Genomic DNA, 23,514 nt, shown 5'->3' with positions numbered 1-23,514 from the left:
ACAAGTTACTCCTTTGTTTCTGTTACAGCAAAATATGTTCGGCTTTCACTTTTACGCTTAGGCCGCTGTCAAGATGAACAGTCACATCATCTTTATTAATGTCAGAAATGGTTCCTTTTACTGGAGACTTCCCTAACTTAACATTGACACGTTGTTCTTTTGCAAGTTGGCTTAGTTCCGCCTGAACTAAGTTAACCGCTGGCTCAGCTTTTTTGGCTGGGCGATTCGATTTAGATTGAACTTGCTTAAAGTTACGATCTTTTCTCGGGCGTTTGGTGTTATTTCTAGGTGATGCTTTTTTATCAGCTCTATCACCACGTTGCTCAGCTGCTTTTGCTTCACGCTGTTTACGTCTTTCTTTCGCACGCTCTTGGCTTTCTTTTAGAGTTTGCTGCGCATGTTCAATGTGCTGCTCTTCTAATTCTCCACATGCATTACCTTCAAGGTCTACTCGAACAGCACCTTTTTTGATGCTTTTTAGGTAACGCCAGCTGCTGGTATAACGACGTAATGCAACTCTTAATTGAGTCTTGCTGATTTTTGACTCTTCCGCCAGTTTTTCAGCTAAATCTTGAAATAAACCAATTTTTAATGGTTTTGCTTCACCTTCAGCAATAAAACACTGAGGAAAAGTCTCATATAAATAAGCCAAAATGGCATTTGTGTCGGTCAACTTATCTGTTGATTCCATTATAACTTCCACGTTTACAAGGACATGAGCCGCATTTTATCAATGTAAATCGGCTGAGGTCGTTTATCTTAAAGCTTATGCTCAATCAACTTTACGCTTACGATTCAATCAACATTGATATAACCATAAAGTACAAAATTAATTACTCAGTTTGCTTGGAGTAAATATAACAATCAACCACAAGCAAGCCGCCTATTATAAGGTGCATCTGAACAATTGCGACTATGTTTTATTAAATTGCGCCCACTTTTTATCCAAATAGGCAAGTTTCTAAACTTGAAAGCAGCAATTCTAGGCCTTTCTGGTCATCTTCATCAAACCGCGAAAAGACTGGACTATCAATATCTAAAACTCCAATAACCTCTTTTCCATGACGAAACGGGATAACAATCTCTGAATTACTGGCTGAATCACAGGCGATATGACCTTCAAATTGATGAACGTCATCGATACGTTGAGTGGTATTTTGTTCAGCAGCCGTCCCACAAACACCTCGTCCCATAGGAATTCTGACACAAGCCACTTTCCCTTGAAATGGCCCCAGTACTAGCTGTTGATTTTCTTTGAGGTAAAATCCTACCCAATTAATGGTTTCAAGATGTTCGTTAAGTAGTGCGGAAAAATTTGCCATAGCGGCAATCTGATTAGTCTCACCTTCAAACAAAGCCAAAACTTGGCGGTTCAGGATATCGTAGAACTCTGACTTCATAGCGCTCTCTATTGAAATTGATTTAATTATGCCGCTTGTTTCTTTTCGGCTTTTTTCGCAGGTGATTTATTTGTAACACCACCTTTAAGTAGGGATAGTAAATCATCTTTATTAGAAGCTAAATAGTAAGCCATATCTTCAAGCTGTTTTTCTTCGATCTCAACTTCAGACTTTTCAAGAAAAGGGACTAGACTATCTGCGATATCCAACATTTTGTCGTATGCATCAGCTTCTTTTTTTGTTGTAAACGTCATCTTTTCTACACCTTCTCTAACCACTACAAATTGAGTTATTACCGCCATGATTTCCTCACACTGTATTTATGAACAGTAATAGAGTCGCAAAAGCTTAAGATTATTGCAACCTTTGAAAGAGAAGTTGTTAGATCATTATGATAAAACTTTGTTATTATTAAGCCATTGGAACTTTGGATTTTATTGGACAACGATTGGTGAGCAATTCTGCTACTCCTAAGCCGCAATCAGTTATTTTGTGTAAATCTTGCGATCTTGCAGTAACTCGTCGCGCCTTACCTTCAAATGTAAGAGCCCTCTGCCCTCGGTGCCATAGTGCGTTATATTCCGAACCTTTTTGTACAATTAATGGTGTTTTAGCCCTTTGTATCACCGCACTTATTTTATTCGTCCCAGCTAATTTGTATCCTGTTCTTGAGTTACATTTCTTCGGAAGTATCCGAACATCGACAGTTTGGGAAGGGGCATACGCCGTAATTGAACAAGGTTTTTACATCGTTGGAGTGGCTGTGGCTCTTGGAGCGATTATTGCGCCAGGAGCATTGTTACTTTCAATTTTGCTTCAAGTTTTAATTGTTAAGTACGGTCTTCATAAGCCGAGAATGCGTAAATATTTTCGATCTATTCTGAAAAAACATACTTTAATTAAACAATTTTCCATGCCTGAAATTTACGTTATCAGTATGTTTGTAACCGCCTTTAACTTGGGCGACTTTGCTGATATTTATCTGGGTATTGGCACATTTTGTTATGTGATGCTTTTTATATTGATGCTTTTTTTACAGCGAGAATACAATATTGACTATATGTGGGAGCAGTTACATGAATTCCAATAAGTCAACATACGAATCAATGACTCAAGGCAGCCATTTAAACCTATTAAGCTGCCCTAAATGTCAAATGGTTTGCTCTAATGAACTTGAAAAATGTCCTCGTTGTGAAAATGAGCTTGCTGTTCGTGACAAGTCCAGTTTACAAAAAGCTTGGGCTCTTTTGATCACAGCAGCGATTCTACTCATACCTGCAAATATTTACCCCATTAGTATTATTACCAAACAAGGTAAAGAAACTCACGATACGATTTTTTCTGGGATTTTACATACCATACATTTAGGTATGATCCCTATTGCAATCATATTATTTATCGCAAGTATTCTCGTTCCTTGGTTAAAAATTATTGGCTTAGCGACTTACTTGTCCGCCATAAGCTTTAACTTACCATTATCGAAACGATTTCTAATGAAGGGTTTCCATATCATAGAATGGATTGGCCGCTGGTCTATGCTTGATTTGTGCGTGATTTCACTCACAGTTGCACTCGTCAATATGGGGCAGTTATTAGACGCAAAACCTGGAATAGCAGCAACTCCTTTTGCATTAGTGATTTTATTCACTCAATTAGCTGCAAAAGTATTAGACACACGACTCCTTTGGGATCGATTGGAAAGCAATCATGACTCAGACTGAATCACCTAAAATAGTTAAAAAGAAATTATTTTCACCTGTATGGCTTCTACCCGTTGTCGCCTTATTACTGGGTATTTGGCTCCTTGCTAAGGGGATAAAAGATGCGGGTGAAGAAATCACCATTCATTTTCCAAATGCTACAGGGATCCAAATAGGAAAAACACTGGTTAAATACCAAGGGGTTAATGTAGGTAACGTTACTGATATTGCCATCGATGATAAACAGAAAGGTGTCATCGTTACGGTCAATATGAATTATCGTGGACAACCATTCTTAAAAGATAAAACCCAATTCTGGTTAGTTAGCCCTAAAGCGAGTATCACAAAAATCGAAGGATTAGATACGTTATTTTCAGGAAACTATATTGCCTTAAAGCCAGGTGAAGGTGAGAAAAGAACCGATTTTGAAGCAGTGCCTGAAGCACCACCTCAAATGCCAGCCAGTGAAGGCATGTTGTTAACCTTATACGCTGACGATTTAGGTTCAATTGATATCGGTGCCCACATTTTTTATCGCCAAATCCCTGTCGGCAAAGTAGTGAGCTACCGTCTAGATAATGCGGATAGAGTTGCTATTAGCGTATTTATTCAAAAGCGTTTTACGAATTTAATCAAACAAGATTCAAAATTTTGGAATATTTCTGGGGTAAAAGTTGATGCTTCTCTTGCTGGTGTAAAACTGGAAGCAGAAAGCCTCGCTTCATTGATAGAGGGCGGCATTACTTTTAGCTCACCTAAAGACAGCCTGTTAGCTGAATCAGGACAAATTTATAATCTTTTTGATTCAAAAGAAGAAGCACTTGGTGGTCAATCATTTATTTTGACCAGTGATAACTCACATGGCTTAAACAAAGGAAGCATGATTGTTTATCGTGGTGTATCTATAGGTCAAATCAATAATAAGCGAGTTACAGATAAAGGCGTTGAATTAGATGCTCGCATTCATTATCAATATGCAAACCTGTTAACGGCAAGTGCTAAGTTTTGGCTTGCGGGAGCAAAGTTATCACTTTCTGAATTCAAACACCCAGAACGACTAATCACAGGTCCTGTTGTTCAATTTTTCCCAGGGAAAGGAGCAAGTAAGAAAGAATATACTTTATTAACTTCGATCCCTGAAGTCGCAAAGCAAAAAAATGTCCCGATTGAAATTTCAAGTGAACAAAACTTTGGGCTCAAAAAAGACACCGTTATCAAATATCGAAACATAACTATCGGTAAAGTAAATGCTGTAAAACTGAGTAAGAACTTTCAGAAAGTACACATTTCTGCTGAAATTTTTCCTGAATTTAAGGCGTTATTAAAATCGGGTTATTATTTTGTACCTCAATCTGCTCTTGAAGTTAACGCGTCTCTGGATAATGTTTCTGTAAAAACGGCTGATTTATCCTCTGCACTTTCAGGTGCTTTAAATCTAGAAACAGACTTAAAGAGTTCAAATAACTACTCTAGTCATTTCAATCTTTATGCATCGAAAGAAGAGGCAAAAAAAGAAGCGACTAAAAACCAATATCTTTTTATTTCACTAACCAGTCCAGATGCTGCTGATTTGCAGAATGGCTCTCCTATTTACTATAAAAAAATGCAGATTGGATCTGTACGAAATATTCGCTGGACAAAACAAAATGATGAGTTCGATATCGTAGTTGGTATTCATAAAGATTTTAATAGTCTCATTAATTCTAAGACCGTGTTTTGGAAAAATAGCGCAGTATCGGTAGATGCCAAATTATCAGGGATTAAGGTTAATGTAGCCCCATTAAAAGGAGCAATTAAAGGGAGTATCAGTCTTGGGCTTGCGGAACACTCATCCAAAATAAAGCGCAAGCCGCTTTATGCCACAAAAACGCTAGCAATGGCGCAAGCAACTCCAATTGAAATCACTTTTAATACAGGTACTCGGCTTACCAAAGGCGCCGCAATTAAGTTTCAAAGTCACCCTATAGGAATGGTAGCAACGGTTCGGCTCAATAAAGATTTGAAAACAGTTACCGCAACCGCTTTCCTGTATTCTAAGTTTGCAAATCACTTCAAACGAAGAGACACACAGTATTACATTGTTGACGCTCAAATTTCTCTTGCAGGTATTAAGTCGCCAGAAACATTAATTTCAGGTGCGTATATAAGCGCAATTCCAGGACAAGCACATCAAATAACAAGTGAATTTAAAGGAGAGCTTTCGGAAGAGGCGCTTGCTCTTATTCCACAAGGTGCGACAGAGATTACTTTGGTAAAAGACGAGCTAGGTTCTATCCAAGTAGGAACCGGTATTTATTTTAGAGGAATTAAAATTGGTCAAGTTGATGGCTACCGACTTGCAGTGAACGGTAATCAGGTTCGGATCAAAGCACACATTAATAGTGATTACCGCCGCTTTATCAATAAATCTAGCCGTTTTTGGGAACAATCAGGTATTAAAATTGACGCCGGAATTTTTTCAGGCGTTCACTTGAGTACGGGTTCATTTGAGAACATTCTGGCTGGTGGCATTTCCGTTGCTACAGAGCAACTAACCAATACAAGCAATGAATTAGCTGAAACAGAGTCCTTTGAACTGTATCCAGAATCAAACCCAGACTGGTTGGAATGGAAATTTAACTAAAGCTTCAATATAAAAATGGCTCGCAAACGATAGCGAGCCATTTAAAGCCTTTCCCTCTGCTTTAATTAAAAAGCACGTAAGCCCATATTAATCCAGCGATAGCAAAACTGATCATCACAGCTAAAGAGCCTAAGTCTTTTGCAAGCCCTGATAAATCGTGATGTTCATAACCTATCCTATCAACGACTGATTCTATAGCTGTATTTACGATTTCTGAAAACAGTACGAATAACAACGTTGACCATAAGATAAAACGTTCCCCCCAAGTAATATCAAGTGCAAAAGTGATCATCACTAACACTAAACTTAGAACTAATTCTTGTCTGAAGGCAGCTTCATTTCGCGCTAACCAAACTAAAGCACGTATTGAATTTGAGAAAGCAAGTACGATTCGTTTTAGTCCTTTAGGTTTATTCGAGTAATCCATAACTCATCCTTTGCCTGCATGGAAATAGTTTTTTTGACCATAAAAAACACAAAAACATAATAGTTCAAGTCACAACAAAGCGCTTGATCTATTTTGTCAAAGTAGATAGTTTTAATTTAACAGGGATTTAACAACAAGATTGATATCATTTGTTAATGCTTAACTACCATTTCCCTTTAATCCAATGTAAAAGTCATTATATTAAGGACGTAAAATGAGAAAGACTTTACTCATATCAATGTTATCGGTTTTAGCTATTGGATGTACCAACGCCACTAGCGGTGGCTCGTATGCATTTCACAATGTGGACAAACAAAAAGATGGTACTTGGCACCTAAGCCTTGTTGGAGATATTGCATACAGTAAAAAAGAACTAATAGAAATAACAAAAGTGAAGGCAACAGAAGTCTGCAACAGTCCAAATATTAGTCTAGATTCGAAAGAAAACACTTTTGATGTAGGATATTACAATATTAAATATCCAAAGATTGATAGCATCGTAACTTGTTTATAGTCTTTATAATATGCAATTGAGCCTTTTCGGAGGCTTTTATGCTTTCTACGTTCAAAATCAATTACTTCCTTAGAAAATAGAATAATCGCTATCCATTAGCCTAAAAACATCATTTGAGCACGCTCTCAAGCGCAGATAAAACGCTTGATAGCAAGGCGAAGCTTGCAGGAAGTAGTTAATCTACTTGCAAAAGTTTCAACGCAGCTAGCAGATGTTTTAGCCAGCTTGTGAGCGTGAAGCGATTCGCCTAACAGATGAATAACCGAAACAATAAAACCATTGATTTTTATGTGGTTATCGGAAACTCTAGCGTTCAACTGATGTTTTTAGGACTAATCGCTTCGTGGTACAATTTACCTTTTGCACGACTTTGAGCAATGAATAAAATCAGCGAACATTTTATAAATCACATTCGTCAGCAACTTCCCAGTCATTTATCACTTGATGATTTCCTTACTATTAATGATAAGCCTCTTAGGTTTTCGGTCCGGGTTAACACCTTAAAAATTTCAATTAAAGATTTCAAAGAGTTAATGTCAAATAAAGGTTGGGAGCTCTCTCCTATCCCTTGGTGCGATGAAGGCTTTTGGGTAACCACGCCATCCCAGCAAGATATTGGTAATAGTATTGAGCATTTACAAGGTCTATTTTACATTCAAGAAGCAAGTTCAATGCTTCCGCCGACAGCCTTGTTCGATACAAAAAAGGAATTTGATTGTGTGCTAGATATGGCAGCGGCTCCAGGCTCCAAAACCACTCAGATTGCTTCATTGATGGAGAATAATGGCTTATTAGTTGCCAATGAGTATTCTTCAAGTCGTGTAAAGATGCTTCACGCTAATTTAGTCAGAATGGGAGTATACAATACAGCAATTACGCATTTCGATGCTGAAGTCTTCGGACAATACTTATTTGAATCATTCGATGCCATTTTATTAGATGCACCATGTGGTGGTGAAGGCACTGTTCGTAAAGACCCAAATGCTTTGAAAGATTGGCACTTAGAAGATGTACATTCAATCGCAGAAAAGCAAAAGCAATTAATTCTATCAGCATTCGAGGCACTTAAAGTAGGCGGCACATTAATATATTCAACCTGTACTTTAAGCCGTGAAGAAAACCAAGAAGTTTGTCTCTTCTTAAAAGAAACATTTGATGATGCGGTTGAATTTGTTTCATTAATAAATCTATTCGAGGGTGCAGAGAAAGCCACAACAAGTGAAGGGTTCTTACATATCTGGCCACAGATTTATGATAGCGAGGGTTTCTTTGTCGCGAAAATTAAAAAATCCAAAGCAGTAATAAGAAGTAAACCTGAGCCCCGAATTAGCAAAAACTTCCCCTTTAAAGAACTTTCTCCTAAACAAGAAAAAGACATTAGGCATTGGCTAGTCGATAATTATTCTATTTCTATTCCTTCATCATTGTTTTTGGTTATTAGAGATAACCAATATTGGCTCTTTCCTAAAGGCATAAAACCTTTTATTGGAAAAATTCGCTTTCAGCGTATTGGATTAAAAATAGCTGAACAAAAAGGGAAGCATTTAAAAATAACTCACGAAGCTATTTCAGTTTTGTACCGATATCAAACTGGTACAATTGACCTAAATGAGGAGCAAGCTGCTGAATATTTCAAAGGGCGTGATATTCAATTAGACAACAATTCGAAACCACAAGGTGAAAAGATAGTTTGTACAAATAAAGTGGCGTTGGGATTAATTAAGCACCTAGGAACAAAATTAAAAAATAATTTACCAAGAGATTTAGTCCGAGACAATGCAGTAAAACTCTAGTGTCTTGGTATTAATAAATAAACTATAACATTTTGTTAATGTTTATTTATTGTGCAAATAATTATATTTGTTCTAGGATTACTATATCGGAATTCTCGATGGTAGAAATTCTGCCATCGAAAACCGCGTAGCGCACGGCTCGAAAGAGCCATTTCCCAACGCCCAATTCTATATGGATTGGGCTTTTTTTTATTTATATGAGTTTAGAAATTATCTAAACAAAATGGATTGTTCGAAAAGGCTAAATTAATTCCTTAGCGTCTTTAAATAAATTAAAAAAGTTCTCACCGGTATATTCGACTAAATCCTGATATTTTTCCCCACGTAGTTCAGCGACAAACTCAGCGACATCACGAACAAAAGCTGGCTGATTTTCTTTACCTCGATGTGGCACTGGAGCTAAATACGGAGAATCCGTTTCAACCATCAACCTGTCTTTTGGCACTTTACGAATAACACTTCTTAATTCACCTGCATTTTTAAAAGTAACAATGCCTGAAACAGAAATGTAGAACCCCATATCAATCGCAGCTTTTGCCATTTCCCAACTCTCAGTAAAGCAATGTAATACGCCACCTACTTTATCGGCATGACCAGCTTTTAACATGTTAAGTGTGTCTTCTCTGGCATCTCGAGTATGGATAATAAGCGGTTTGTTTACTTTCAAAGCCAGATCTATTTGTTGCTCAAAACAAGATTGTTGTTGGGGTTTTGTTTCAGGAGAATAGAAGTAATCTAGACCGGTTTCACCGACTGCGACTACCCTTTCATCTTGTGCTGATAACAATAGTTGTTTTGAATCTAAACCTGAATCGACATCCAACGGGTGAACACCTGCGGATAAAAAGACATTAGGAAAGGCCTGCACCTTTTGTTTCATCGCCGTAAATTCGTTTTGACGAACATTAACACAAAGCATGTACTCTACATCACGCGCTTTGGCAGCATCCATGATTTGTTGCAAACAGACATCATCTGGTGCTGCTTTTAGTCGATCTAAATGGCAATGTGAATCAATTAACACGTTATGCATTTCCTACAAATTAATAAAACGGCGCAAGGATACAGTTGTCGAAATTCAAGGTCAAACTTCCTCAACATCATCGGACAACAATACGGCTAACCAATTACCACTGTCACTTGATTCTAGGCCAATTTTTACAATCATAGTTAAAGGCACTGATAACAGCATCCCAACCGAGCCCAATAGCCAGCCCCAAAAGATCAAAGATAAGAATACAACTAAGGTTGATAGTCCTAAGCCTTTACCTAGAAATCTAGGCTCAACGATATTACCCATGACCATATTGACCGCGACATACAACACAGTAACCCCACCTGCAGCTGTAGGACCTAATTGAATTAATGCTAAAGAAATAGCTGGAATGGCCGCAATTATTGAGCCTATATTTGGAATATAGTTGAATAAAAAGGCAACAACAGCCCACAGCATGGCGTAATCAACACCAATTAAATACAGCCCCACACCTACAATTGTACCAGTGGCTAAACTTACTAAGGTTTTAATCACCATGTATTGATTTACTGAGTTTAAAAACTTATCAATTTGCTGTAAGCGCATTTCAGGATCATCAAGCGCGAAATGAAGACGTTTTGAAATTGAGCCAGCTTCAAACAACATAAATACAACCGTTAGCATGATCAAAAATGCATTTGCCATTACGTTACCAAGCCCAGATAACATATTGGTAGTAACAGACAAAGCCACACCAGGATCAAAATAATTGACTATTTGGTCTTTAGAGATTTGCACATTATATTTTTGTAGCAATTCTATTACCCAACTGAACTGATCTATCAGTTGTCCACGGTATTGAGGTAGTTGTTTTGAAAACTCATTTATTGAGCTACTTACCACGCTCGCCAACCACATTCCTGCCAATACAATCGACAGAATTAATAAAATCACCGAAAGCCACTTCGGAATACGCCATTTTGACATCCATACAATGGCAGGATTACAAATTACAGCAATAAATATAGATAAAACAAATGGAACAACAATAGTACTGGCTGTTTTTACACCTGCTAATACCACTACTAAACTCGCCAATAAAACAAACGTTTTTAAGGCTGTAGTATTTTCACCAAATCGAGGCATCCCTTTTATCTCATATCAAATTTGTGGATGGTAATTGTAAACTGAATTTCAAAAATTAATCATCATTTTATTTTTCTATTATCTGCATAACTGAGTATATGCACTACAATTTAAGTTCGGAATAATGAACGAACGCCAACGGAACGGCGTATATTGTCTTGAATTTAGTCGTATTGAGGCATGATGAAAATTTTAATTACTGGCGGAACTGGCTTTATTGGTCAGGCCTTGGTGCCTTTGTTATGCACCGAACATAAAGTCACTGTTTTAACTCGTAACCTTAATAATGCAAAAGCAAAATTAGGGGATATCCCTCGTTTCATTTTGAATTTAGACCAATTCAAAAACCTTGATAATTTTGATGTGGTAATTAATTTAGCTGGTGAACCCATTGCCGATAAGCCTTGGACTCGAGAACAAAAAGCCAAGCTTTGCCACAGTCGTTGGGATGTGACTGCAAGATTAGTGGACCTATTCCAAAACAGTGAAAACCCTCCTCATTGTTTGATCAGCGCCTCAGCAGTTGGTTATTACGGTCGACAAAAAGTCACCCCAATAGACGAAGATTCAGCACCTCATAATGAATTTACTCATCACTTATGCCAAGAGTGGGAGAGATTAGCATTACTCGCACAAACAGAGCTCACTCGTGTATGCACTATGCGAATTGGTGTCGTTTTAGATAGTAGTGGCGGTGCGCTCCAACGAATGTTAACACCATTTAAATTAGGGCTTGGCGGAAAAATAGCTTCTGGACAACAAGGAATGAGTTGGATCCATCGGCGTGACGTTATTCGAGTCATCCAGTATTTAATGAACACACCATCATGCCAAGGTGTTTATAACACAACGTCACCAAACCCAGTGAGCAATAAACTGTTTTCGAAAACATTGGCAAAGTCGCTCCATCGACCCGCTCTTTTTCCGTTACCCCGTTTTGTAGCTGAAAAAATGTTTGGGGAAATGTCTGACATCCTTACCGAGGGACAGTATGTCGTCCCTCAACGATTATTGGATGAAGGCTTTAAGTTTAGTTATCCAACGATTGATTCAGCCATGACGCAAATATTCCCAAAACAGTGAGGGCTTATTAGCCCTCTTTCAATAGATTTGAGCAACTTTGAGTAAGTAGATGCCAGCAACACCATAAACCTAGGCTGGCAACCACTGCTGCACCTGACAACGGCGCTAGCCACCACCAATTCCAATGCATGTAAGTCGTTAATTCAAAAACTTGGGTTTTTAATAGATATAGAGCAAACTCTGTTACCCATACTGCCAATAACCCAGAAATCGCTCCTAATAACGCAAATTCAAAAAATGTCGATAACCGTAAAAGCCAACCTGAACCACCAAATGTGCGAAGTACTGCGAGTTCTCGTCGACGACTTGCCATCCCCGCTTCTGTTTGAGCTAATAACACTAACGCGCTAGCCAGCAACACCAATACTAAAACTAACGTTAAGGAAAGAGAAACTTGTTCAATAATCTCTCTCAATTGTCCGACCATGGCACCAACATCAATAATAGAAATAGTTGGAAATTGTTTGATCAATTGAATGATTAGCTCATTATTACTGGTTTTGTTTTGATCCAAATAAAAACTGGCAATCGAAGTATAATCAAACGAACCTAAGGCTTGCTTTGAAAAAATAAAGTAAAAGTTTGGCTGTAAGGTCTCCCAGTGGACCTTTCGTAAACTGGTGACTTTTGCTGTTACAGGCTGATTTTCAATCATAAAAGTAACAGTATCACCCAGTTTTAGATTAAGACGTTCAGCCACTTCAGACTCAACTGAAACGTCATTGGCTTCGCTATTAAACTTACCAGCTACAATTTCATTGTTTGGTGGAAGAGTATTACGCCAAGTTAGATTCAATTCTCGGGTAATGCCTAAACGCCCTTCTTCACCTGCTTCTTGTTGTTTTCGAGTCACGACTTTTTCCCCATCAATCGCACTCATACGCCCACGAATCACAGGGTAAATATCCGTCGATTTTACTCCTTTATCATTAAAAAAGTCTTCTAAAGGCTTTGAGTCTTCAGGCGCAATATTCACTAAGAAGTAGTTAGGCGCTTCTTTGGGTAATTGTTGCTGCCATTCATTCAACAAGTCTTGGCGTAATGCAAAGATGATAAGTAACAGAACCAATGCACTACTAAAACCGACTAATTGCACGGCATTTTGTTTGGCTCTTCTTCTTAATCCTGCAAACGCTAACTGTACGGGATTGCTGATTTTCAAGCCTGAACTATGCCCTAAACGGATCATAACAAATCCAACAACTAGCAAAAGCACAGCAAGCATCACCACACTCGCCATTACAATCAAAGTCAATGTCAGACTTTTTGAATACAAATAGCCTAATAAGCCCAGTGCTAACAAACTCAAAACGATATTAAACCACTGCCCAACGGTATGGCTCTCTAGTTGTCGTTGAAGCACTCGTAGTGGTGGAATTTTCAAAAGGCGCATTAATGGATATACAGAGAACATGAATGCACTCAGTAAGCCTGTCACAACACCTAAAATAACCGGTCGCCAAATAGAGGGATCGTAAGCGGCAATATTCTCGGGTAAGAATTGCGTCAATCCAATATCTAATAGCCAGCCACCTAATAAACCTAAAATTACCCCCAAAAAAGATACAAACAGTAAATGAAAGGTAAATATAAAGCGGATTTGTTTGGCACTAGAGCCAAACGTTTTTAGCATCGCTACAACATCATAATGCCGCTGACAATAACGCTGAGCTGCGATTCCAATAGCAGTACAAGCCAAAGCAATACCGAGTAAACTCGCAAGTAACAAGAAACGCTCTGCCCGTTTAATTGCCCCAGCTAGTGGTGAGTCTCCGCTTTCGACATCTCGCCAACGCTGCGTTGTCAGAAGTTGAGGAGTAACATAATCCTCAAATTCTTTAAGTTGATCAGGCGTACCAGTAAACTGATATCGATAATCAAGTCGACTTCCTGGTTGAACGATTTGAGTTTTCGCGACATCTTCCATCCGCATTAACACTACCGGCGATGATGCAAACGGATTAAAGCCAGCGTCTGGCAAGCGCGAAATGGCTTTATCCATTTTGAAAGTGGCGACACCAATTTCAATTTGCTTGGGATTCCCTAAAAGCCCTGCTAAACGCGTTTCGTACCAAACCGAGCCAAGCGGGGGCAACTGATGTGTTTCACCTGTAGTAAGCTCAATATTGCCTTTTAAGGGGTAAGTGTCTGAAACCGCTTTAACTTCTACTAATTGCAGGTCATCACCAGAGTAAACCATAGAATTAAACTCTAGATTAGTCGCATGCTTTAAACCCAGTTCTGTAGATTTTTGTAAAATTGCAGGTTTAAGTTTCTCAGGAGAATCAATGATTCTATCTGCTGCTATAAATTTACTCGCTTCACCAGAAATTGCCGTTTGCAGTCGTTCACTCACTCGAGACAAACCACTTACTGACAATACTGCCAAAGTGATGGCTAATAAAATGAGAACCAATTGCCCTTGTAAAAGTTCACGCTTAAACAAGCGCCATGCTAAATTTAATTCCATTAAGCCACCTGCTCTTCAACAAGTGAACCATCATGCATGGTCAGTTGACGCTGACATTTTCGAGCAAGATCCATGTCATGAGTAACAATAACCAAGGTAGTATCACTTTCTTGGTTCAGCTCAAACAACATTTGTTCGACTTTACTGCCATTAGCTTCATCTAAATTACCGGTAGGCTCGTCGGCGAACAAAACTTTAGGTTCACAAATAAATGCCCGAGCAATCGCAACTCTTTGCTGCTCTCCACCAGAAAGTTGTTTCGGAAGATGATTAAGACGATGGGATAACCCTACTTTTTCAAGCATGGCTAATGACTTTTCTTTGGCGTTTGGAACGCCAGAAAGCTCCGCAGGCAACATGACGTTTTCTAGAGCCGTAAGCGTATCAACCAACATGAAAGATTGAAAAATGAAACTTACTTTTTCTTTTCTCAGTGCCGCTTTTTGCTCTTCATCTAACTTAGACAAACCCACACCATCTAAATAGACCTCTCCTGACGTTGGATTGTCGAGTGCCGCAAGTAAACCGAGCAAACTGGATTTACCTGCTCCAGATGGGCCGACAATAGCTATACTTTCACCATGCTTGACTTCGAGGTCAATGCCCTTGAGGATAGTCAGCATTCCTTCTTGTGTTTTTACTGATTTTTCGAGGTTAACAACTTTTATGGCTGGTTTGTTCTCTACACTTTCACTCAAGGCTCAATCCTTATTCTCTCGTCTTAAAATCTCTGTCGCTATATTAGCAATATTTACTACGATATTTGCAACCCTTCCGGCTCACGCTGCAACTGTTTTAATTTTGGGTGATAGCTTGAGTGCTAGCTATGGAATGGATAAAAACGAAGGCTGGGTAGAAAAACTTAAAACTGAATTGCCGCAACATACAATTATCAACGCCTCTGTAAGTGGCGAAACCACTGCAGGTGGACTACGTCGTCTACCTTCTGTTTTAAAATCGAGTCGACCAGATTTGGTACTGATTGAGTTGGGTGGTAATGACGGACTCCGTGGCTTTTCCACTAAAAAACTGAAATCAAATCTTACAAAATTGATCTCATTATCTGAGCGTTCGGGCGCGAAAGTCCTAATGAGTGAAGTGATGGTGCCACCAAACTATGGACCTAGATATAGCAAAAGCTTTAATGCGGTTTACCATGACATTGCTGACGATGAAAATATTATGCTGATGCCATTTTTTATGACAGAAATTGCTCCTAATCCACAGCTAATGCAACGAGATGGAATTCATCCGAATCAAAAGGCGCAATCTAGAATTGTTGAATTTATAAAACCATGGATAGAAAAAGCCTTAAAAAAGTAAACAGCTGACACTTCGGAGTAGGTTGAGTGTTAAGAGCTTTCAACCTTGAAACACCGCTCTTAACTGATCAGAAATAAGATACAAAAACGGCGATATTTCAAATATCGCCGTTTTATTTAAACCATATGGTAAGCCTTAATTGAGCTTACAGCCTCGAACGTCTTTACTGTTTGAATAAATAACGTCAGTTGTTGATGGTTCAAACTCATCAATATTGATGGTTTTTGTGTTGTTTTCCGACTTTTCAGTAAGGAATTGATACATGACTTTTTCATCGATTAAGCCTGAGTTATCAATCACCTCAGCATCAGGATATTGTTTCGAAGATCCAACTAAAATCGGGAAACCGTCACCACCCGCAGCATTAAAGCCCGGAACAGTAAAGGTATAAGTATCATTCTTACTAAACGTTTTGCCGTTAATTTCAGCTATATTTACTGTCTTACGCTTACAGTTAACATTCATTTTTAAACCAATCAGCTGGGCGTAAGCACCAGATTCTATCTGATTCGAAGCCACTTTCCCAAGGTAGTCGGCAACATCTTCACCCTTCATAGTAATTTTATAAACTTCATTACCGAAAGGCTGAACCGTTAATACGTCCCTATAGGAAACATCGCCTTTTTCAATCGAATCACGTACACCACCAGAGTTCATAATACCGAAATCAGCGTTATGAGCTTCTTTATGAGCCGTCGCAATTAACTGACCCAAGTTAGTTTGTTGGAAACGAACCTTTTTGCGGTCACCATCTAGTCGTTTGCTAATTTTGGCGATTTTTACATCCAGCTTTTCTTGACCTTTATCTTGGTAAGGTTGCAGCTTTGCCTTCACTTCAGGGTCTGGCTCAATATAATCTTCAATAAACTTACGCTTACTATAAGAATCTTTTTCAGTGATATTCACTGGAACTAATTCATAATTTGCGAGATGAAGCTTGTTATCGAAATATTCAAAATCTGCTCTGCCTACGTATTTTCCCCACTCGTAGGCTTGCATAATGAAAGTACCGTTTTGGATATCAGGCGTACATTCCTTACCCGCTTTAAAATTTGAATAGCGGTTTGAAAACGGCTCCATACAAACTGGATTTTGAGAATGGCCACCAATAATGGCTTGAAGATCACCCTTGTTTAACCCACGCGCTAAAGAAACATCACCAGGTGCATTACTACCGTGATTCCCAATAATAAAGTGACCCATATGAGTTACTGCCATGATTAGGTCAGCTTTATTACCTTGTTTAATTTCTTGGATGACTTGCTTCATCTCAGTTAGGGGATCTGTAAAGGTTAGACCTGCAATAAACTGTGGGTTACCAAGTTTAGCCGTATCTTTTGTTGTAAGTCCTACAACAGCCACCTTTAAAGGGCCAACGTTAAAAATCTTATAAGGCTCAAAATAACGAACAAGCTCGTTCGTGTTTGGGTCGGTTTTATAGATATTGGCAGAAAGCATAGGAAACTCAGCAAGCTTTCTCTGCATTTCAAGCACACTCAGTTCATTATCAAATTCATGATTACCAACAGCCATAGCATCATATTTCATCAGGTTCATACCGATGAAATCAGGTACCGCATCTTGCAAGTCTGATTCAGGAACGCCAGTATTAATATCACCACCAGAAAGCAGCAGTACATCGTTACCTTGTTTGCTCACTTCTTCGCGGATCGATTTTATCAATGATGCTCTGGCAGGCATGCCGAACTCATTGTGCTTATTGTGCCAAAAACGACCATGATTATCGTTTGTGTGCAAGATTGTGAATTTTACACATTTATCCCCGAAGTCTTCACACCTTGGCTTATCGTTTGCCTGATAGTGTTTAAACCCTAGAAATATCACAGAGAAACAAAAGGATGCAGCTACAAATCCTTTAACTAACGTGGTACTCATTTTTCGACCTTCTCTATTTTTGATTATTTAGAGTATTTTGAAGTCGACAAGATATCAGCAACACATAAAAGCGCAATACTAAAAGTGAATATTTTGTTAGCTTTTGTAGACACTGTTAACCATTACGCATATTTTGGAGCGATAAATTTACCTTAATATAAGATCTCACTTGTGAGGTGAACTTTCCGTGCATAACCGAAACTGTCAATCTAAAAAGACTGAGGGCAACTGTTCAAGATTCAGGGAATTAAACCCAGAGGTTACAATGAGTAACTAACGGCAATTTTTCAGGCTGGTGGTACACCCATCACCATTCCCACCGATAATTTTATTAACGGTAAGGTCATTGTAGATACCACAGATTGCACTGCAATCAGAAAGAGAAGTATTATCCTGTAGCATTAATCGAGTATTGTCGTCGGAAACTCTTATCAAACCTAAATTATTTAAACCTTCTAACGACTTCAAGCTTTTATTTCTTGATACATATAAGCTGCCTTTAGCTAAAAGTAAGTTCTTCAAACTTTCGATTTGAGTCAATTTAGAGTCATTAGTAACCGTGACTCCACCTCCGACTTTTTGTAATTTAGAGAAATTATCTAAATTAGTTACCGATGTATCACTAACCTCAAAATCTTTGTTGACCTCTGCCAAAGAACTAAAACCTTGTAAATCTTGAAGCTTGTCTGAGTATTCTATTGAAAAGGATCCATTGACAGTATTTAAATTTGAGAATCCTTTTATGCTAGTTAAGTTATCATTGAATGATACTTCCAAATCACCACCCAAGTAGCTCAAAGCTTGAAACCCTTCAATAGACTTTAAAAACTCACTATCAGCTGTTCCACCATCTACCACGCCTCCTATAGTTAGATCCTGCCCAATGCGGGTTAAACTATTTAAGTTATCAATTGCAGCTATTCCATTTCCATGAATTACCATATTTCCTTCTATAGCAGTCACATTATTTACACCAGTAATATCCGTCAATAATGGATTACTAATCAAATCAAGATCACCAAAGACATGAGTGATGTTTGTTAAAGCACCGATATTTGCTAATTTAGCATTCTTCGAAATTGAAATATCACCTGAAACAGTCGTTAAGCTATCCAGCCCTGATAAGCTCTCAAGGGAATCGTTCTGTATTATGTCTAAATCTCCCCAGATTTCGTTTATGCCAGATAGTGGTGAAAGATCTGAGATATCAGAGTATGCAATTTGTACGTCTTTTGAATTGATATAATGGCAATTTTTATATTTTTGTCCAAAGTAGTTAACGTCATCTTGAGATCGCAATACCAACTCGGGAAATATGGTTAACACCCCATTTTTGCATATATCATCTGGTACTGAGGTAGAATTATTTGTTAACAATAACGAGGAAGGTTTTAGCATTGCCGCTGACTTAACAAGCTGGCTTTTACTATTCCAGTTAATTATGTCATGCGATGTTAAATTCCCCAAAAGCGTATGTATAGTATCCTGCTTCTTTTTTGAACGAATATCTTGCCAAGATAAAGTAACCTGCTTTTCGTCAACTAGAATTTTGGGGGATACACCATAAACATCCTTGGGCAATAAATTTCGTTCGCTTTGCCATCTCACCCTCCCGTTATTAATATCTCCGCGTTTAACAATAACTTGACTCAAATTATTTGAACTCGGTTTTACATAGGTAAGAAATACTGTATTTGAATCAGGAGTGATAACAACATCAGGACTTTTCCCATGTCCAATCTCAATGACTTGATGCCAGCTAATTTGTTTCTTAGCAATATTTCCAACTTTATAAAAAATCTTTGGGTTAACGGTATTTTCCTCAAAAACAGCAATAACTGTCGACTTTGCAGCAGAAACTTGTTCACTGTGTTGCTGTGTAACAGAAGCCTGAGTATTTACAGAAAAAAGTGCAATTAATGAAACGAGGACACTTAGGTACTTTCTAGACATGACAACTTAACTCCGATAAGTAGCGGTACCCATCTAGAATCAATAGGTAGAATCAGGAGCAGCTTAGAAAATTTGGTATTAGAAACCTAGTTAATTTGAATTAAACAAAATTAATATAATTCACGTAGATTTGCATAAAAAAACCCGCACGTGGCGGGTTTTAAAATTCGTATAATCGTTAAAATTAGCGAGTACGTGGGCAGAGTTCTTCTGGGCTGAAGAAGTAAGCAATTTCACGTGCTGCAGATTCTAGAGAATCAGAACCGTGTGCTGCGTTTTCATCGATGCTGTTAGCGAAATCTGCACGGATAGTACCTTCAGCAGCTTCAGCTGGGTTAGTAGCACCTAGGATATCACGGTGAGCTAGTACAGCGTTTTCGCCTTCAAGTACTTGAACCATGATAGGACCAGAAGTCATGAACTCAACTAGAGCACCGAAGAAAGGACGCTCGCTGTGCTCAGCGTAGAAACCTTCAGCTTGTTCTTTAGTTAGGTGCAGCATTTTTGCAGCGATAACTTTTAGACCAGCTTCTTCGAAACGGCTGTAGATTGCACCGATTTTGTTTTTAGAAACAGCATCTGGTTTTACGATAGAAAAAGTACGTTCGATTGCCATCTTAAGCTTCCTGTAATTAGCAATATTTGAAATTCGCGCGGATTATACGAGATTTTTTCAAAGAATCCTACTTTTATCACAGTTTTCAATTTACAAAAAAATACCAGCTAACTTGTAGCTGGTATTTTTATGAAGATAATGGACTAATGCCCTTCACTCACAATGTTGATCGTGTACTGAGGAATATCCACCACCATATCACTATCAACAACCTTTGCTTGGCATGATAAGCGGCTTTCTGGCTCTAAGCCCCACGCTTTATCAAGCATGTCATCTTCAAGATCGTCACTTTCTTCAAGTTCGTCAAAACCTTCACGGATAACTACGTGACAAGTGGTGCACGCACACGATTTTTCACAAGCATGCTCAATGTGAATACCATTTTTAAGGGCTACATCAAGCACTGTTTCACCAACTTCAGCTTCTACAACGGCTCCGTCAGGACAAAGCTCTTCGTGTGGAAGAAATACAATTTGTGGCATAGCGTTTACGTCCTAAAGTTCATCTACTGAGTGGCCAGTCAAAGCGGCCTTAATTGAGTTGTCCATACGTTTAGCGGCAAAAGCTTGCGTTTGTACATCTATAGCTTCAATCGCTTTTTCAATGGCATCTACATCGTCGGCAGCTGCGCACTGTGCCAAACTTGTCATTCCGGATTCTACTTGCTGACGCTCTGTTTCAGTAAGTAAATGCCCGTCTTTTTCTAATGCTGAATTCAGACTTTCTAACACACGTTGTGCCTCAACCTTTTGCTCGGTCAGCATACGGCGCTCAATGTCTTCTTTGGCGTGAGCCATCGAATCTTTAAGCATGGTAGCGATTTCATTGTCAGATAAGCCGAACGATGGCTTCACTTCGATGCTGGCTTTTACTTCGGTAGACTTTTCCATGGCAGTCACACTGAGCAAACCATCAGCATCGACTTGATAAGTCACGCGAATGTGAGCAGCACCTGCGGCTAATGGTGGGATGTCTGTGAGTGCGAATTTAGCCAGAGAGCGACAATCATCAACGAGCTCACGTTCACCTTGCACTACATGGACCATCATCGCAGTTTGACCATCTTTAAAGGTGGTAAACTCCTGAGCACGAGCGACTGGAATGGTAGTGTTTCTTGGTACCACTTTTTCCACTAATCCTCCCATGGTTTCAATACCCAAAGACAATGGAATGACATCAAGCAACAATAAATCTGATTCAGGCTTGTTACCCACTAAAATATCAGCTTGAATGGCTGCGCCAATGGCAACTACGCGATCAGGATCGATTGAAGTTAATGGCACTTTGCCAAAAAACTTTTCAACTTGTTCACGCACAAACGGAACTCGTGTAGAACCACCAACCATAACCGTTTCTAGCACTTCATCAACGCTAACATCAGCATCACGCAAAGCACGACGACAGCTAGCAATGGTCTTTTTGACCAATGGAAGGATCAGTGCGTCAAAATCAGTTTTACTGATTTCAGCTTCAAGCTGTTGCTCATTATCTAATGTTAGTGATGCAGTTACTGAATCACTATCGGTTAAGGCTTCTTTAATACGACGAGATTCGATTTGTAAACGACGAGATTCAGTCGTGCTTAACTCGGAAAGCTGCCAATGTTTAACAAGGTGGTCTTGTAATAAGTGATCAAAATCATCACCACCAAGCGCAGAGTCACCACCTGTAGCAAGTACTTCAAACACGCCTTTATTCAAGCGTAAAATCGAAACATCAAAGGTGCCGCCGCCTAAGTCATAAACAGCAATTACACCTTCTTGCTTGGTATCTAAACCGTAAGCAATAGCTGCCGCTGTTGGCTCATTCAATAGACGTAAAACGTTAACACCTAATAATGAAGCCGCATCTTTGGTGCCTTGGCGTTGAGCATCATCAAAATAGGCAGGAACAGTAATTACGACACCTTCTAAATCACCATCAAGGGTTTGTTCAGCGGTTTTAATTAAAGGCTTTAAAATTTCTGCGGATACTTGAATGGCGTTAACCTGACCTTGGGCGGTATTAAATACAGGTAAACCTTGTTCACTTGCCGACAAGTCATAAGCTAAATTTGGGTATTTGCTTTGAACATCTTCAAGGCTACGCCCCATAAAACGTTTTACGGAAACAATGGTATTTTTAGGATCAGCTGCCGATGCTTGTGCCGCTTCTTTACCAACAAGAATCGTATCTTGTGAATAATGAACAACTGAAGGTAAAGAATGTTGACCTTGCGTGTTAGCCAAAGTTTGTGCTTCGCCACTACGAACCGCAGCCACTAGCGAGTTAGTCGTTCCTAAATCAATACCTACAGCTAATCGATGCTGATGAGGTGCCGCGCTCTGTCCCGGCTCGGCAATTTGCAAAAGTGCCATAAATTCTCTTTAAATGATTTAAAGGTTACTCAATAGATGAATAAGTTTAATTATGTTTAAGGAGCGATAGTGTGAACGACAACTGAAACGCACATCCATGTGCTAACGACCGTGACGTCCTGTCACGGACGGTTGTCTTATCACACTATCACTCCATCAAATATTCACTGATATAGTTCAGCCTAAAAGATCACTAGTCACATCAAAGATCAAATAAGTCATCTTCGATACGTGTTAGTTCATCCTGCAATTTTGCCATAAATTTCAGCTTACGTATCTGATCAGCCGCCTCTAAATTGGCATCGTCACTATTAATTTCTAATTTAGAAACCAATACAGAGGAATATTCCGCTTCGTGCTGCTTAAATGACGTTTGAAGTTCATCAATACCTTGATGAGGGTCGGTAGCTCCAGAAATATCTTCCAACGCTTCACGCCATTCCATTTGTTGCATTAAAAAGCTGGTATCTTTAACCGTTGTGGTTTCATGGCTTAAATCGATACCACGAAGTTGTAAGATATGCTCTGCACGACGAATAGGATTTTTTAGAGTTTGGAAACCATCGTTAATCTGTGCTGTTTTTTGCACTGCCAGTAACTTTTCTTGTTCGCTACTATTGGCAAATTTATCAGGATGGACGGTTCTTTGAAGCTCTCGATAACGCTCAGAGAGTTGAGCGCTATCGATTGAGAAGTTTGTTGGGAAGCCAAAAAGCTCAAAATAGTTCATCTAAGTACCTAACCACAAGTTTATTCTATTTTTTGATGCCCATTTCAAGCACTCTACTGCGTTATTCTTGTTTGAATGACTACTCGTATTCCTGCACAAGAATGCCTTGTATAGTACTTAACCTGAACATCAAAATTATTAAAAAACTCATGCTCAGGTACTTATGAATTTTGGTGTAATTAAACGGTAAAACTTTCACCGCAACCACACTCTCCCTTCGCATTTGGGTTATTAAATTGGAAGCCTTCGTTTAAGCCTTCTTTAACAAAATCTAATTCAATACCTTGCAGGTAAATAAAGCTTTTCGCATCAATAATGATGTTTACGCCTTCAATTTCATAGATTTCATCATCGTCATTAAGCTCATCAACGAACTCAAGAACATAAGACATCCCTGAGCAACCCGATGTCTTAAGACCTAAACGCAGTCCAATACCTTTACCGCGATTTTTTAAAAATGCCTTTACACGATCTGAAGCCGCAGCTGTCATGGTAATAGCCATTTAA

General features: G+C 38.9%; 22 protein-coding genes. 7 read left to right on the top strand and 15 right to left on the bottom strand.

Features of this window, described 5'->3' with window-relative positions; genetic code table 11:
* Positions 1-22: 22 nt before the first annotated feature.
* The 3 genes from proQ to E2H97_RS07875 all read right to left on the bottom strand — a co-directional run bounded on the left by proQ (position 23) and on the right by E2H97_RS07875 (position 1,702).
* Complete coding sequence (gene proQ, locus E2H97_RS07885; protein WP_133406644.1) at positions 23-691, bottom strand: RNA chaperone ProQ; 669 nt, start codon at positions 689-691, stop codon at positions 23-25.
* A 250-nt stretch (positions 692-941) separates the two neighbouring features.
* A complete protein-coding gene (locus E2H97_RS07880) occupies positions 942-1,400 on the bottom strand; it encodes a GAF domain-containing protein (protein WP_133406643.1) in 459 nt (152 codons plus the stop codon).
* Positions 1,401-1,426: 26 nt separating this feature from the next.
* Positions 1,427-1,702, bottom strand: a complete 276-nt coding sequence (locus E2H97_RS07875) for a YebG family protein (protein ID WP_133406642.1) — start codon at positions 1,700-1,702, stop codon at positions 1,427-1,429.
* A gap of 149 nt (positions 1,703-1,851) precedes the next feature.
* Between E2H97_RS07875 and E2H97_RS07870 the strand changes: the two genes are divergently transcribed.
* Genes E2H97_RS07870 through E2H97_RS07860 form a run of 3 tightly spaced genes read left to right on the top strand, consistent with a single transcriptional unit; the run spans position 1,852 to position 5,723 of the window.
* Positions 1,852-2,490 (top strand): paraquat-inducible protein A, encoded by a 639-nt coding sequence (locus E2H97_RS07870; RefSeq protein WP_133406641.1) that lies wholly within the window; start codon positions 1,852-1,854, stop codon positions 2,488-2,490.
* Positions 2,477-3,121: a paraquat-inducible protein A gene (locus E2H97_RS07865; protein WP_425466802.1), complete on the top strand. Its 645-nt coding sequence runs from the start codon at positions 2,477-2,479 to the stop codon at positions 3,119-3,121. The genes E2H97_RS07870 and E2H97_RS07865 overlap by 14 nt, the downstream gene beginning before the upstream one ends.
* Complete coding sequence (locus E2H97_RS07860) at positions 3,108-5,723, top strand: PqiB family protein (protein ID WP_133406640.1); 2,616 nt, start codon at positions 3,108-3,110, stop codon at positions 5,721-5,723. The genes E2H97_RS07865 and E2H97_RS07860 overlap by 14 nt, the downstream gene beginning before the upstream one ends.
* A 61-nt stretch (positions 5,724-5,784) precedes the next feature.
* Here the strand turns inward: E2H97_RS07860 and E2H97_RS07855 are convergent, their stop codons facing one another.
* Positions 5,785-6,150: a diacylglycerol kinase gene (locus E2H97_RS07855; RefSeq protein WP_133406639.1), complete on the bottom strand. Its 366-nt coding sequence runs from the start codon at positions 6,148-6,150 to the stop codon at positions 5,785-5,787.
* A gap of 214 nt (positions 6,151-6,364) precedes the next feature.
* Here E2H97_RS07855 and E2H97_RS07850 point away from each other — a divergent pair, with 214 nt between their 5' ends.
* Both E2H97_RS07850 and rsmF read left to right on the top strand, forming a co-directional pair.
* On the top strand, positions 6,365-6,664 hold the full coding sequence (locus E2H97_RS07850; RefSeq protein ID WP_133406638.1) for a hypothetical protein: 300 nt from the start codon (positions 6,365-6,367) through the stop codon (positions 6,662-6,664).
* Positions 6,665-7,041: 377 nt separating this feature from the next.
* Positions 7,042-8,457 carry a 16S rRNA (cytosine(1407)-C(5))-methyltransferase RsmF gene (gene rsmF / locus E2H97_RS07845; protein ID WP_133406637.1) on the top strand — a complete coding sequence of 472 codons (1,416 nt, stop codon included), beginning with the start codon at positions 7,042-7,044 and terminating at the stop codon, positions 8,455-8,457.
* Positions 8,458-8,698: 241 nt separating this feature from the next.
* On the opposite strand, the gene E2H97_RS07840 is transcribed toward rsmF, so the two are convergent.
* Both E2H97_RS07840 and E2H97_RS07835 read right to left on the bottom strand, forming a co-directional pair.
* Positions 8,699-9,481 (bottom strand): TatD family hydrolase, encoded by a 783-nt coding sequence (locus E2H97_RS07840; protein ID WP_133406636.1) that lies wholly within the window; start codon positions 9,479-9,481, stop codon positions 8,699-8,701.
* A gap of 60 nt (positions 9,482-9,541) precedes the next feature.
* A complete protein-coding gene (locus tag E2H97_RS07835) occupies positions 9,542-10,579 on the bottom strand; it encodes an AI-2E family transporter (protein ID WP_133406635.1) in 1,038 nt (345 codons plus the stop codon).
* 183 nt (positions 10,580-10,762) lie between these two features.
* On the opposite strand from E2H97_RS07835, the gene E2H97_RS07830 reads away from it, so the two are divergent.
* A complete protein-coding gene (locus E2H97_RS07830; protein ID WP_133408591.1) occupies positions 10,763-11,662 on the top strand; it encodes a TIGR01777 family oxidoreductase in 900 nt (299 codons plus the stop codon).
* Between the two features lie 7 nt (positions 11,663-11,669).
* Here E2H97_RS07830 and E2H97_RS07825 read toward each other — a convergent pair whose 3' ends face one another.
* Together E2H97_RS07825 and E2H97_RS07820 are read right to left on the bottom strand one after the other, a co-directional pair.
* Positions 11,670-14,132, bottom strand: a complete 2,463-nt coding sequence (locus E2H97_RS07825) for an ABC transporter permease (RefSeq protein WP_133406634.1) — start codon at positions 14,130-14,132, stop codon at positions 11,670-11,672.
* On the bottom strand, positions 14,132-14,830 hold the full coding sequence (locus tag E2H97_RS07820; protein ID WP_246029070.1) for an ABC transporter ATP-binding protein: 699 nt from the start codon (positions 14,828-14,830) through the stop codon (positions 14,132-14,134). The genes E2H97_RS07825 and E2H97_RS07820 overlap by 1 nt, the downstream gene beginning before the upstream one ends.
* A 28-nt stretch (positions 14,831-14,858) precedes the next feature.
* Between E2H97_RS07820 and E2H97_RS07815 the strand changes: the two genes are divergently transcribed.
* Positions 14,859-15,455 (top strand): arylesterase, encoded by a 597-nt coding sequence (locus tag E2H97_RS07815; RefSeq protein WP_246029085.1) that lies wholly within the window; start codon positions 14,859-14,861, stop codon positions 15,453-15,455.
* 135 nt (positions 15,456-15,590) lie between these two features.
* Here E2H97_RS07815 and ushA read toward each other — a convergent pair whose 3' ends face one another.
* From ushA to iscA, 7 genes are all read right to left on the bottom strand, one after another.
* Positions 15,591-17,351, bottom strand: a complete 1,761-nt coding sequence (ushA, locus tag E2H97_RS07810) for a bifunctional UDP-sugar hydrolase/5'-nucleotidase UshA (protein ID WP_133406632.1) — start codon at positions 17,349-17,351, stop codon at positions 15,591-15,593.
* Between the two features lie 273 nt (positions 17,352-17,624).
* On the bottom strand, positions 17,625-19,304 hold the full coding sequence (locus E2H97_RS07805; protein WP_133406631.1) for a hypothetical protein: 1,680 nt from the start codon (positions 19,302-19,304) through the stop codon (positions 17,625-17,627).
* A gap of 184 nt (positions 19,305-19,488) precedes the next feature.
* Entirely contained in the window at positions 19,489-19,920 is a 432-nt protein-coding gene (ndk, locus tag E2H97_RS07800; RefSeq protein ID WP_133406630.1) for a nucleoside-diphosphate kinase, read from the bottom strand.
* Positions 19,921-20,063: 143 nt separating this feature from the next.
* Positions 20,064-20,402: an ISC system 2Fe-2S type ferredoxin gene (gene fdx / locus E2H97_RS07795; protein WP_121839902.1), complete on the bottom strand. Its 339-nt coding sequence runs from the start codon at positions 20,400-20,402 to the stop codon at positions 20,064-20,066.
* Positions 20,403-20,414: 12 nt separating this feature from the next.
* Positions 20,415-22,277, bottom strand: coding sequence for a Fe-S protein assembly chaperone HscA (hscA, locus tag E2H97_RS07790; RefSeq protein ID WP_133406629.1), 1,863 nt, complete (start codon positions 22,275-22,277; stop codon positions 20,415-20,417).
* A 202-nt stretch (positions 22,278-22,479) separates the two neighbouring features.
* Positions 22,480-23,007: a co-chaperone HscB gene (gene hscB / locus E2H97_RS07785; RefSeq protein WP_133406628.1), complete on the bottom strand. Its 528-nt coding sequence runs from the start codon at positions 23,005-23,007 to the stop codon at positions 22,480-22,482.
* A 179-nt stretch (positions 23,008-23,186) separates the two neighbouring features.
* Positions 23,187-23,510, bottom strand: coding sequence for an iron-sulfur cluster assembly protein IscA (gene iscA, locus E2H97_RS07780; protein ID WP_121839899.1), 324 nt, complete (start codon positions 23,508-23,510; stop codon positions 23,187-23,189).
* Between the last annotated feature and the right edge of the window lie 4 nt (positions 23,511-23,514).

Origin of the sequence: Parashewanella tropica, assembly GCF_004358445.1 — a bacterium.
Lineage (GTDB): Bacteria > Pseudomonadota > Gammaproteobacteria > Enterobacterales > Shewanellaceae > Parashewanella > Parashewanella tropica.
This window is presented reverse-complemented; position numbering and strand designations above follow the sequence as displayed.